Genomic DNA, 11,948 nt, shown 5'->3' with positions numbered 1-11,948 from the left:
TCCTTGGACATCGATACCCCCGGGTGGTGCGGCCGTCGCGGTTGCGGCTCCCGTCGGCCTCCGGCCTCCGTCCGTCGCAACCGCAACACGACCCAACATCACTCTATCAGGTGTCTCGCCTTCAAAGGGGGTCAGTATGATATCACGCAACTTCCCTCTTCGAACTTCGACGTTCCTCGTTATTCGGTCACTTGCAGCGTTACGGGATAGCGGGCGTAAACGCGGGTGTGGTCGCGCGGGTCGACCAGTTCGGCGTAAAGCAGAAAAGTGCCGGGACCGACGGTCGTGAAAGAATGCGTTTCGACGATCGTCTCCGGACGGCCGGGCGCGCGCGTTTCGGTTTTCGGCGCGGCGACGCGCACGATCGTCTCGTCGATCCGCGGCCAGATCCATTCCTTCGCCTCGCCCGCCTTTCGTTCGAGTTGGATTTGAAAGGCCCGGTGCGGCGGCAACAGCAGCGTGGATCCGGCGTCGAACTCGGTGAGCACGCGGACGGGTTCCTCGCCGGCCCACAGGGCCGCACCGAGCCAGAGCAAACCCAGAACCGCGATGAGGACGAGCGCGCTTTTCATCGGTCGTGATCTCCGTCGTCGAAGGTATCACCGGCCCGGGCCGAAACACAACGCGCCCTTTTTTCCGCGCCGCCGAAGCCGTATTCTGGGCGGGTAAAGGGGGTTTTGTTTGCTCGACCTGGATACCGCGCTGCGTCTGGCGGGGATGCGGCTGGGCGACCGGGCGCTGATCGGCCCGGAAACCGTGCAGCTCGATCTCACCGACGATTGCACCAACAACTGCCTCGGCTGCTGGGCGCGCAGCCCGCTGTTGAAGGACGAGGATCATTACGACACGCTCGAAAAGGGCGCGCTCGATCTCGCCTTCGTCCGGCGCCTGCTGCCGCAACTGCGCGCGTTGCGGGTGCGCGAGCTGTTTCTCGGCGGCGGCGGCGATCCGCTTTGCCACCCGGACGTGGTGGAGGTCATTCGCGAGGCGCGGCGGCACGACCTGACGGTCACCCTCAACACCAATTTTACGCTGGCCGACGAGGCGCTCGTCGAACGGCTGCTCGCCGCCGGGCTCGACCGGCTGTTCGTGTCGGTCTGGGCGGGCACGGCCGCGACTTACGCGCGCCTGCATCCGAACAAGACCGAGGCGGCGTTCCGGCATCTGACGCGCCTGCTGCGCCGGCTGGCGGATCGCAAACGGGAACTGGGCACGGCGACGCCGCACGTGAAGCTGTACGAGGTGATCAACGCGCTCAACTTCGAGGAACTACCGGCGATGGTCGCGCACGGCCGCGAGGTGGGAGCCGACGAGGTGGAATTCGCGGTCTTCGATCCGATCCCGCGCCGCACCGAGAGATTCACGCTCGACCGCGGGCAAATCGCCCGCGCGGTGGAACTGGCGCAAAATCTGCCCGCCGGGCCGCCCCGGGTGCAACGCGACCTGTTCCTGCGCCGCCTGCAAAACGTCGATGCCCACAAGGGCGCCTTCGACAACGGTGTCGTGGCTGCACTGCCCTGCGCGGCCGGCTGGTTTTTCAGCCGCGTGACGACGGTCGGCCAGGTTCACTCTTGCCTGAAAGCGCACCGCGTGCCGGCCGGCGATTTGCGGCGCGACGACTTCGCGGCGGTCTGGCGCGGCGAGGCCCAGCGGCAATTTCGCGCGCATACCCGGCGGATCGAGGCGGACGATCCCTGGCTGCGGCAAATCGGTCACGACATCGATTTCGCGCTGCCCGGTTGTTTCCGCATCTGCGACAACCTCGGCCATAACCAGGGCGTCAAGCAATGGCTCGACGGCCTGTCGCCCGCGGATAACCGGTTGTTGGACGCGTTGGCCGCGGCGGCGCGCGAAAACGCCTCGCTGGAGCGGTTGGAGGTGATTTATTTCGCCCAAACGACGATGGAAGCCGGCGGCGACATGGCGCTGACGCTACACGGCGACAACGCGATCGTGCATGCGCTCGGCCCGGAGGCCATGCCCTGGGAAGAAACGCTCGACCGGCTGCGCCGCCTGCCGCCGGAGGCCGCGATCCGCGTGCCGGTGACGATCGCCAACGTGGCGCGGTTGGATCGCCTGTTTGGTCTGCTGCGCGAAACGACGGGGCGCGACCTCGATCCGGACGCCGCGCGGCTGGAGGCGCGGCCGCTGGCCACGCTGGCGGAGCGCTGGCCGCAACGGTTGGCGCAAATTGCCGCCCGGGCGGCGCGGGCGAACGTGCGGCTCGATTGGCGGGACGAGCGGTGGCGGCGCGTCATCGAGCGCGTCGCGGCGGCCGCGTCGCCGGACAACGAGGCCGAACTGCTCCGCGCCCTGGGCGCGTTGACGGGCAGGGCGTTCATCGGCCCGCGCACTTTTCATCTGGACGTCACCAACCGTTGCGCGGCCGACTGCGTTTATTGCTGGTTTCACAGCCCGCTGGCAGCGGCGCGCGACGATCCGTACCGGTTGACCGACGCCGACCGCGACGCCGAGATGCCCTGGCCGATGTTTCTCTCGCTGGCCGACGACCTGGCGCGGCTCGAGGCGCGGGAAGACGTGGTGCTGTCGGGCAAGGGCGATCCGCTGGCGCATCCGCGCTTCGGCGAGATGATCCGCGCCCTGAAAGAGCGCGGGTTGGCCGTCACGCTGTTCACCGGCGGTTACCGGCTCGACGACGAGGCGATCCGGGCCTGCCTCGACAGCGAACTCGACCTGCTTTACGTCTCGCTCTCGGCGGCGAACGAAGCCACCTTCGCCCGCCTTCACCAGCGGCCGCCGGCGGGGATGTTCGACCGCATCACTGGCGCGGTGGCGCGGCTCGTCGAACGCCGGCGGGCGGCGGGGCGGGACAAGCCGCGCGTTGTGCTCGTCGACGTGCTGACCGCTCGCAACGACGGCGAGGTCGCCGACTTCGCCCGACTCGCCGCGCGCCTGGGCGTCGATCATCTGCGGTATCAACTGGCGGCCATCGAATCCTACAACGCCGAACTGGCGATTCCGCCCGAGCGGCTGGCGCGGCTGCCCGACGCGCTGGCCGAGGCGAAACGCCTCGCGGCGGCGGCGGGCGTCACCGTCGTCGAGAACATCGACCTGCAAACCGGCGCGGCCGCCGCCGATTGGACCGGGGACCGCTACCTCCGCGAAGGCTGCCTGGCCGGCTTCGTCTTCGGCCGCGCCTGGGCCGACGGCACGGTGAGCTTCTGTTGCGCGCCGCGGCCGGTCGGCAATCTGCGCGACCGCTCTTTCGCCGACTGGTGGCAAAGCGACGAATACGACCGCCTGCGCCTGGCCGCGCGGGAATTGGGCCGCTATCCGGGGCAGCCGCTGGCGGACGGGCGGCCGCTCTGGACGGATCTATGCCGTCGGTGTCCGAATTACGAGGGCATCGAGCGGCTGCGCGGCGTGTTGCGGCGCCTGGATTCGCCGGAGAGCGATTAACCGTTTTCGGTTTGCATTTGCCGATGGCTCGGCTATTCTGTTTTTATCGACTAGTCAGAGGAAAGCCATGAAAGTCAACATGTGCAACGAATTGTATGTTCGTACTTACAACGACACGGGCGCCGGTGCACGGATTTTTTCATTGTTGGCGGAACTGGGCATCAATGTCATCGCGTATAACGGCTGGGAAGCGTCGAAGGAAGCGTTCTTTTTGATCGTCGTCGACGGACAGGAAGAGACGGCGTTGAACGCCCTGTCCGGAGCCGGTTTCATGGTGGAGCAGCGGACGGTGATCGCGGTGGATCTCACCAACCGGCCCGGCAGTCTGGTCGCCTTGCTCCGGACGCTTTCCGACGCCAATATCGACATCATCTATTCGTACGCTTCCGGCGCGGGAGCCGGATCCGACCGCACCAAGGTCGTTTTGCAGACATCGGACAACGAAATGGCCCGTCACTTGATTCAAACCATTCCGGGACGGGCGTGAACGATTCGCTTTTATCATCGCGTTGACGCGAACGGGTTGGTCTCATGTACGTGCTGATGATTCTCTCCTTTTTAATAGTCCTCTTTCTGATTTTTCTGGTTTTGCTGCGGCTTTTCGGGCCGAGCGGCATTCAACGCCTGACGCCCGGCGAAATGGTCGGCGGAGCGGTGATGACCGAAAGCGGCCGCTACGCGGTGGACAACGACAACCTCTACCAGGAAGTGCTGAATCTGGCCAATCTGCGGCTGGAGCCGAACGAGGCCACCCTGGCGGCTTGCGGGCAGCGCGGCGAAATCGAAAAAGTCCTGCTGGCGACCAATCAACGCCTGTTCTTTTTTTCCCGCCGGGCCAACGACACCAACTACCATTACGAGGTCTTCGACTACCGCAAGGTCCATCCGATTCCCATGGGCCAGGCGGTGATCAACGAAACGATCCGCGTGCTGGAAGGCGAGCGGCTGGCGGAAATGGTCAGCCCCGGCGCCGAAAGCTGGCTGGATTCTTCCGAACACACCTTGAAAATCATCAACGAGCAGATCAAAAAGGCGCGCCTCGCCGCCAAACTGCCGGTCTGAGCCGCCGCCGCGTTTATTCCGCCGGGATGGCGATCATCCGGTCGAGGGCGCGCCGGGCGCGGACGCGGACGCTTTCCTCGACGGTGATGGTGTGCCGGTCGAGGCGATGCAGGGCTTCCAGAATATTTTCCAGCGTCGTCAATTTCATGTCGCCGCAAATCTGGATATCCGGCGCGAGGGGAATGAACTCGACGCGCGGATTGGCGCGCCGCAGCGGGTGCAACAGGCCGATTTCGGTGCCGACCAGCACGCGCCCGCCCGGCAGGGTTGCGGCCCATTTGAGCATCCCGGAGGTGGACGCCGTCCGGTCGGCCAAAGCGGTGACTTCCGGCCGGCATTCGGGGTGCACGACCACCAGGGCGTCGGGATACTTCGCGCGGGCCTCGCGCAGGTGTTCGGCGCGCAGGTGATGGTGGACGTGGCAGTAGCCCGGCCACCATTCGACGTGCTTGGTCGTGCGCGCGGCGACGTACTGAGCCAGGTTCTGATCCGGCACGAAGTAGAGGTTGTCCGTCGCGACGGTATCGGCCACGCGGGCCGCGTTGGCGCTGGTGCAGCAGACATCGGATTCGGCTTTGACGGCGGCGGAGGAATTGACGTAGGTGACGACGGTCCAGCCGTCGCCCAGTTCGGCTTTTTTCGCGCGGAGCTGGGCGGCGTCGATCATGTCGGCCATCGGGCAGCCGGCGTTCAAGTGGGGCAGCACGACCTGTTTTTCGGGCGACAGGATGGCGGCGGATTCGGCCATGAAATGGACGCCGCAAAACAGAATCAGCTCGGCGGGCCGGCGCGTGGCGGCGATCGACAGGGCCAGCGAATCGCCCGTCAGATCGGCCGCGTCCTGGATTTCGGCGCGCTGGTAATTGTGGGCCAGCCAAAGGCCGTGATGTTCCTTGAGCAGCGCCTTGATGTCGGCGACGAGCTTTGTCTGGTTCATGATCGTTATCCTGCGGCCGCCTACTTACCGGACGGCGGACCGGCGGGAGGCGCCGCCGGCGGCGGCGACGGCGACGGCGCGGCCGCTCCGGGGGGCGAAACGGCCGGCTTGGCGGCCGGATTCGACGCGGGTTCCGGCGATTGATTTTTGAGCGGCACCGCCTGATCGACCGGTGTTTCCAGATCGGGCAGGCGATCCCAGGTGATGAGATGTTCCAGCTTTTCGCCGGTCCATCCGATGACGGTCGACCGCAGTTGCGGGAAATGGCCGTACAGGAAGATCAGGAGAATCGCGGTAATGATGGCCGAAAAGAACAATCCCACCATCCCCGGCCACCGTTTTTCCTCGCGCATGCGCAGGACTTTGATGCAGATCGGGTCGGTGATGAACCGAACGACGATGTTGATGCCGGAAAAAATCAGGACGACCAGCACGATCAGAAAAATTTGCAGCAGGTAATAGCCGAGATTGGGGAAGAAATCGTTCCGGAGAAACGACAGCCCCTCGGCGATCCATTGTTTCATTATCGGCCCCCACGATTTACCGGAGATTCGCCGAATACCCTAGCAACCCGGCGGGTGCGAAGCAAGATGATTTTCACGGCAACCAATTCGGTCGCCGGAAGGTCTGATCGGACGGAGCCGCGCGCCGGACGGAAAGCGATCCGGGAAATTTGAATTGAATCCGGGCGGCGGCTATGCTAAACGCTCGATTCGCCGCCACAAGGAGATGAACGATGCGCTCGATACAAGCCCAACGACTGACTTGTCTGCCGCCTTATTTGTTCGCCGAACTGGATCGCCGGCGAAAGGAAGTGGCCGCCCGTGGCGTCGACGTGATCGACCTGGGCATCGGCGACCCCGATCTGCCAACGCCGGCCCCGGTGGTCGAGGCGCTGATCGAGGCGGTTCGCGACCCGAGCACGCACCGTTATCCTTCCTACCAGGGGATGCGCGAATTCCGCGAGGCCGCGGCCCGCTACATGAAGGACCGCTTCGGCGTGACGCTCGATCCGGAGACCGAAATCTGCACGTTGATCGGCTCCAAGGAAGGCCTGGCCCATGCCGCGCTGGCCATGATCGAGGTCGACGATCCCGTCCTGATTCCCAGCCCCGGCTACCCCGTTTATCGCATCGGGACGATTTTCGCCGGCGGCCGTCCCGTGATCATGCCGCTCCGGGCGGAAAACGGATTTTTGCCCGATTTCAGCGCGATTCTGGTGGATACCGCCGCGCGGGCCTCGGTCCTGTATCTCAATTATCCCAACAATCCGACCGGAGCGGTGGCCGACGAGGCGTTTTTCCGCCGCGCGATCGACTTCGCCGAGACGCACGACCTGACGGTCCTGCACGACGCCGCCTACGCCGACGTTTGTTTCGACGGCTACCGCGCCCCCAGCATCCTGCAGATTCCCGGCGCCATGAGCCGCGCGGCCGAATTCCACAGTCTTTCCAAAACATTCAACATGACCGGCTGGCGCCTGGGCTTCGTGGCCGGAAACGCGGAAATCGTCGGCGCCGTCGGGCGGATCAAGACCAACGTCGATTCCGGCGTTTTCAACGCCATCCAGCGGGCCGGCATCGCCGCGTTCGCGCTGCCGCAAACAGCCAAGGATGAGATCGTTTCCGTTTATCGCCGGCGGCGGGACCTGGTGCTCGCCGGATTGCGCAAGGCCGGTTTCACGGTTTTCGATCTGCACGCAACGTTCTACGTGTGGTTCCCGGTTCCCGGCGGCGACAGCCGGGAGTTTTGCACCCGCTTGCTGGAAGAAACGGGAGTGGTGATCACGCCGGGAATCGGTTTCGGCGAGGCCGGCGAAGGTTACGCCCGCATCGCGCTTTGCCAGCCGGAGGATCGCCTGGCGGCGGCGATGGACCGAATCCTGCGACATTGAACGGATTTCCGGCCTCCCGTGTCGGTAAATCAGTCCAAGCTTGACCATCCGGGGGGCGGCAAGTAGGATACGGCGGAACATCCTAACGGGGTTCACCCTAACGGGAGTGTATTCTGATGAAAAAATGGGCCGCGATCGGCTGGTTGACGTTCGTCGTGACGTTGTGTGTCGCGGGGATCGCTCAGGCCGAAATAACAGTGGATATCATCGGGACGCAGCCGACGGACGGATCCATCGGCGATGGTGAAACACTGAAACTCTACTGGCGCATCGAATCGACCAGCTCTGGCACCTACGACGTCGAGGTCGGCGGCGACGGCACGGTCGGCAGCGGCACCGCGGTGGCCGCTTCCGACGGCAGCGGTTCCTACAGCGGCACCATGAACGGCACGACGACCATCAGCGCCGACAACGATCTGGAAGACGGCGACGGCGAGTACCAGATTTACGTGATCGCCACCTCCGGCACGGAGACCGCTTACGCCACGACCTCGATCAGCCTGGATACGCCGCCGACGGAAGTGCTCGGCTTCTCGGTCGGCCGCGGCGACGGCAAACTGTTCCTCACCTGGGATCCGCTCGACATCAGCGACCTCGACCATTACCTCGTCTATTACGGCACCAGCCCGGGCACCAACCCGGAAGACTACACCGGCGCGGATGCGTCGGAAGGCGCCAGCCCGATCGATGTCGACGACGTCGACAACTTCCAGCTTTCCGGGCTGACCAACAATGTCAAATACTACGTGCGTATTTCGGCCGTCGACACCAGCGACACCGAGGGCCCCTTGTCGAGCGAACTCAGCGGCACACCCACCGACACCGTCGGCTTCACCGAGTTGTCCAACGACGAGGGCGGCTGCTTCGTGGCCACCGCGGCCTGGGGCGATTACAACCACCCGATGGTCAAACAACTGCGGTCCTTCCGCGATCGCATTCTGCAACGGACCCCGGCGGGCCGGGCGTTCGTCCATTTGTATTACGCGGTCAGTCCGCCCCTGGCGCATTGGCTGGCGGGGCATCCAACGGCGCGGGCGGCGACCCGGGCCGTGTTGACGCCGATCGCCCGTCTGGCCGGCTGGGAGACCGAACGGCCGGGAATGATTTCCGTGCCGTTGCTGTTGGGGCTGGCGGCGATTTTGGTGCTGGCGCGGCGTCGCCGGGAGGAGGCTCGATGAAACGCTGGATCGGGAGCGCTTGTCTGCTGATGCTGTTGCTTCTTCTGGCGGTTCCGGCGCCGGCGGAAGAGGACGATCCGCTGAGCCGGCAGGACACCCACTGGAAAGAAAGTCCGATTTGGGGCACCTGGGGCTTGAACGTCGGCATGATGTTTTACTCGGACGAGGATTACCAGAAAGTCTACGGCGACAAGGGTATCGCCTTTTACAACATGAACGCCGGCCTGAAATTGATCCAGCAGTTGGAACTGGTCGGCTCGCTCGGTTACGGGTTCTCGGAAGGCAGCGGCGTCTCGCCGTTGGACGATTCGAAAACCGCCGAGAAATACAAGCTGCACATCGCGCCGGGCGGCCTGGGCCTCGCGTATCGCTTCAATTTCGTGCTCGACCAGCCGGTGGTGCCTTACGTCGGCGGTTCGGGCCTGTTGTCCTATTGGTTCGAGGAAAAACTCGACAGCAGTTGGAAACGTCGTTCCTACAACTACGGCGCCATGGGTTTCGGCGGCCTGATGATCCTGCTCGACAATCTGGAAAAACGCGCGAGCGGGGCGCTGGAATCCGAGTGGGGCATCAACAACACTTACCTGATTTACGAATACCGTTATACGTCGCTGAACAATTTCGGCAAGAAAGACATCGTCGATTTGTCCAGCCAATTCCATTCGCTGGGGTTGTTGTTCGAGTTTTAACGCCTTGAAACAACCACTGGATCAAATTCGCTCCTATCTGGTGCGGGTGGCGTTCGACGGCGACGGCTACTCGGGGTGGCAGACTCAACCCAACGGCGTGACCGTTCAGGAAATCCTGGAAAAGGCGTTCGCGCAGGTGACCGGCGTCGCCGTGCGCTTGAACGCGGCCGGACGCACCGACGCCGGCGTGCACGCGCTCGATCTGCCCGCCGATTTCCACCTGCCCTACGAATTCGATCTGCCCGCCCTGCGGCGCGCCTGGAACGCCGTGACCCCGCGCAACATCAGCGTGCGCGAGGTGTGCCGGGTTCCCGACGGTTTTTCCTGCCGTTACCGGGCCATTCGGCGGACGTACCGCTACCTGATCGACAACCGCCGCTGCCCCAGCCCTTTTTTAACAAGATACGCCTGGAATATTACCGACAAACTTGATATAACTTCGATGCAAACGGCCATGTCTGCATTGATCGGCGAGCACGATTTTACTACATTTCGCGCCGCCGATTGCGAAGCGAAGCACGCCGTCCGGTGCGTCGAAACGGCCACGGTGCATGCCGTGACCGCCGGGGAACTGTCGGCGCTGGACGCCTGGTGGCCCTATCCGGGAGCGCTGGAGGAAGGGCTGCTCAGCTTGACGTTGGCCGCGAATGCGTTTTTAAAACACCAGGTACGTTCCATTGTCGGCACGCTGGTGGAAGTGGGCAGGCAGAAGATCGCGGCGACGCGGATGGCGGAGATTCTCGCGGCGCGCGATCGCCGGTTGGCCGGGCCGACGGCGCCGGCGCACGGACTGGCTTTAATCCGGGTGGACTTTCCGCCCGATGCATTTCAAGATGACGCGGCAAGGGGGAGGCCGATCCAACAGGAGGATCACGATGGGTTTGCATGAAGATCTGGAGATCCTGAAACAAGAGAAAGCCGGTTATGTCGATCGTCTCCAGAAACTCGATGAACGCAAGGACAAGGTTCGTCCGGAACTGTTCACCAAGCTGAAGTCCGAACTGGACGAGAAACTTGTCGACGTCGACACGCGATTGGCCGAGGTCGAGCAGGCCATTCTCGCCGAGCAAAAACGGCTCGAGGAAGAGCGGCGCCGCGAGGAAGAACGCCTGGCCGAGGAAAAACGCCAGGAAGAGGAGAAACGGCGCAAGGCCAGGCAGCAGCGCAAGCTGACGCCCGAACAGCTCGCCGCCCAACGCGCCGAGCGCGAAGCGGCCCGTCGGCGGCAGGTGCTGGCCGATCACGCCGACGAAATCGCCGGTCTGCAACGGGCCTGGGAAGACCAGCGGGAAGGCAAGCGGCGGGAGTTCGTCGCTTACCTGGATTCGCGCCGGCAGCAGGCCGCGGCGTTCCAAGGCAAGATCAACGACGCGCAAATGCAGATCGAGGAATTGAACCTGCGGCGCGAAATCGGCGAATTCGAGGACGACCCCAAGGGCTACGACGAGCTCGCCAAGCCGCTGCTCGATCAGATCGCCGGGCACCAGGCGGAAATCGCCCGTTGCGAAAACGACCTGCGGCAGGCCGAACAGCAAATGGGGCTGCTCGCCCAGATGTCGATGCCGGAATTCGAACCCCAGATCCTCGAAAAATACGCCGACGAGTTGCAGGAGCCCGAGGAAGAAATCTACGAGCCCGAGGAAGAAATCTACGAACCGGACGAGTCCGGCGAGGCGCGGGTTCTGAAAGAAGAGGAAATCGACGGCGAGAGTCTCGACGACGACGAGGAAATCCTCACCGAATACGAGGAAATCTACGAGGACGAAGCCGAGGAAAGCTTCTTCACCAAAACCGGTTTCGTCACCACGACGATCAATCCCTGCCTGATCGAACGGCAGAAGAGCGGCAAGACGCGCGTGCACGAATTGATCATGGGCGGCGGCAAAACCCTGATCGGTTCCAGCGAAACCTGCGATGTTTTTCTGTCCCGGCCGGAAGTCGATTCCAAGCACGCCTGGATCAAGAGCGATCGCAAATCGCAGTTCATGGTCAAGGACCTGGGAAGCCGCGCCGGCACCTTCGTCAACGGCCAGCGCATTAAAAAGACCTTGCTGAAAAACGGCGACCTGCTGCGCGTGGGCACCGTGGAAATGACAGTCAAGCTGGTTTAGGACGGCGGCTGGAATAGCGAACGAACAAAAAGAATCGCCCGCGGGCGACCCCCGGAGGTCGCCCGTTGTTTTTTCGCGCCCGGTAGTGGAGACCCTGCGAAAACGTGGTCGAATTCTTGTCATGTCGATTGCCGTTCACGGATAAACGTTCCGCACGGCGCTTCCCAGGCGGTTTCCCAGCGGCGGCCATTTTACCAGTCCCGGCCGAAACGCTGGCAAGCCTTGCGGTGGACGATCGCGAACTTGAAAAAAGATACAAAAAAGTACTTGCGTGCCGGGCCGGCCGGTGCTATGGATATTTACTGTCAACGTAAGGGTGGAAAAAGGGCGCGGAGCGGCGGAACCGATCGGACGGCGGCTCGCGGCGCGGGCCGCTTTGGGAGGGCAGCGCGATGAAGGCGCGTCAGGTGGGATGGTCGATCCTCTTTTTTCTGCTTTCGATGCTTCTGCTCACCGGCTGCGGCGGCTCGTCCGGGAACGACGCGAGCGACGACGTTTCGGACGACGATGACGACAACGACGACAATGACGACAACGACAATGACGATAACGACGACAACGACGACGACACGACCGACGATTTTCCGATCCAATTGGTCGACGGCGGCGCGCCGGGCCACAACGGTGTGTCGATGGTGCGCTCCGCCGACGGCACGT

General features: G+C 63.6%; 12 protein-coding genes. 9 read left to right on the top strand and 3 right to left on the bottom strand.

What is annotated here, in order from left to right; all coding sequences use genetic code 11:
• Nucleotides 1-179: 179 nt before the first annotated feature.
• Nucleotides 180-572 carry a hypothetical protein gene (locus GX444_00480; protein ID NLH47057.1) on the bottom strand — a complete coding sequence of 131 codons (393 nt, stop codon included), beginning with the start codon at nt 570-572 and terminating at the stop codon, nt 180-182.
• A gap of 109 nt (nt 573-681) precedes the next feature.
• On the opposite strand from GX444_00480, the gene GX444_00475 reads away from it, so the two are divergent.
• The 3 genes from GX444_00475 (at nt 682) to GX444_00465 (ending at nt 4,482) form a co-directional block, all read left to right on the top strand.
• Nucleotides 682-3,420 (top strand): radical SAM protein, encoded by a 2,739-nt coding sequence (locus GX444_00475; GenBank protein NLH47056.1) that lies wholly within the window; start codon nt 682-684, stop codon nt 3,418-3,420.
• Nucleotides 3,421-3,487: 67 nt separating this feature from the next.
• The gene (locus GX444_00470; protein ID NLH47055.1) at nt 3,488-3,907 is read left to right on the top strand and encodes a hypothetical protein; all 420 of its coding nucleotides are present in this window, start codon (nt 3,488-3,490) and stop codon (nt 3,905-3,907) included.
• Between the two features lie 44 nt (nt 3,908-3,951).
• Complete coding sequence (locus tag GX444_00465; protein NLH47054.1) at nt 3,952-4,482, top strand: hypothetical protein; 531 nt, start codon at nt 3,952-3,954, stop codon at nt 4,480-4,482.
• Between the two features lie 13 nt (nt 4,483-4,495).
• On the opposite strand, the gene nadA is transcribed toward GX444_00465, so the two are convergent.
• Nucleotides 4,496-5,419, bottom strand: coding sequence for a quinolinate synthase NadA (gene nadA, locus GX444_00460; protein ID NLH47053.1), 924 nt, complete (start codon nt 5,417-5,419; stop codon nt 4,496-4,498).
• Nucleotides 5,420-5,439: 20 nt separating this feature from the next.
• Nucleotides 5,440-5,943: a hypothetical protein gene (locus tag GX444_00455; GenBank protein NLH47052.1), complete on the bottom strand. Its 504-nt coding sequence runs from the start codon at nt 5,941-5,943 to the stop codon at nt 5,440-5,442.
• Between the two features lie 212 nt (nt 5,944-6,155).
• Here GX444_00455 and GX444_00450 point away from each other — a divergent pair, with 212 nt between their 5' ends.
• From GX444_00450 to GX444_00425, 6 genes are all read left to right on the top strand, one after another.
• Entirely contained in the window at nt 6,156-7,313 is a 1,158-nt protein-coding gene (locus GX444_00450) for an LL-diaminopimelate aminotransferase (protein NLH47051.1), read from the top strand.
• Between the two features lie 116 nt (nt 7,314-7,429).
• On the top strand, nt 7,430-8,491 hold the full coding sequence (locus GX444_00445) for a fibronectin type III domain-containing protein (protein NLH47050.1): 1,062 nt from the start codon (nt 7,430-7,432) through the stop codon (nt 8,489-8,491).
• Nucleotides 8,488-9,180 carry a hypothetical protein gene (locus GX444_00440; protein NLH47049.1) on the top strand — a complete coding sequence of 231 codons (693 nt, stop codon included), beginning with the start codon at nt 8,488-8,490 and terminating at the stop codon, nt 9,178-9,180. Before GX444_00445 ends, GX444_00440 begins: the two co-directional genes overlap by 4 nt.
• Nucleotides 9,181-9,184: 4 nt before the next feature.
• On the top strand, nt 9,185-10,069 hold the full coding sequence (truA, locus tag GX444_00435) for a tRNA pseudouridine(38-40) synthase TruA (protein ID NLH47048.1): 885 nt from the start codon (nt 9,185-9,187) through the stop codon (nt 10,067-10,069).
• Complete coding sequence (locus GX444_00430; GenBank protein ID NLH47047.1) at nt 10,056-11,291, top strand: FHA domain-containing protein; 1,236 nt, start codon at nt 10,056-10,058, stop codon at nt 11,289-11,291. Before truA ends, GX444_00430 begins: the two co-directional genes overlap by 14 nt.
• A 392-nt stretch (nt 11,292-11,683) precedes the next feature.
• A partial coding sequence (locus GX444_00425) for a hypothetical protein (protein NLH47046.1) occupies nt 11,684-11,948 on the top strand: 265 nt, incomplete at its 3' end.

This window comes from Myxococcales bacterium, assembly GCA_012517325.1.
GTDB lineage: Bacteria > Lernaellota > Lernaellaia > Lernaellales > Lernaellaceae > JAAYVF01.
This window is presented reverse-complemented; position numbering and strand designations above follow the sequence as displayed.

What these genes read in the sequence shown, in the direction of transcription:
- GX444_00470 (NLH47055.1), top strand. Translation starts at nt 3,488, where the DNA reads ATGAAAGTCAACATGTGCAACGAATTGTATGTTCGTACTTACAACGAC.
- GX444_00450 (NLH47051.1), top strand. Translation starts at nt 6,156, where the DNA reads ATGCGCTCGATACAAGCCCAACGACTGACTTGTCTGCCGCCTTATTTG.
- GX444_00480 (NLH47057.1), bottom strand. Translation starts at nt 572, where the DNA reads ATGAAAAGCGCGCTCGTCCTCATCGCGGTTCTGGGTTTGCTCTGGCTC.
- GX444_00430 (NLH47047.1), top strand. Translation starts at nt 10,056, where the DNA reads ATGGGTTTGCATGAAGATCTGGAGATCCTGAAACAAGAGAAAGCCGGT.
- GX444_00455 (NLH47052.1), bottom strand. Translation starts at nt 5,943, where the DNA reads ATGAAACAATGGATCGCCGAGGGGCTGTCGTTTCTCCGGAACGATTTC.
- GX444_00465 (NLH47054.1), top strand. Translation starts at nt 3,952, where the DNA reads ATGTACGTGCTGATGATTCTCTCCTTTTTAATAGTCCTCTTTCTGATT.
- GX444_00440 (NLH47049.1), top strand. Translation starts at nt 8,488, where the DNA reads ATGAAACGCTGGATCGGGAGCGCTTGTCTGCTGATGCTGTTGCTTCTT.
- nadA (NLH47053.1), bottom strand. Translation starts at nt 5,419, where the DNA reads ATGAACCAGACAAAGCTCGTCGCCGACATCAAGGCGCTGCTCAAGGAA.
- GX444_00445 (NLH47050.1), top strand. Translation starts at nt 7,430, where the DNA reads ATGAAAAAATGGGCCGCGATCGGCTGGTTGACGTTCGTCGTGACGTTG.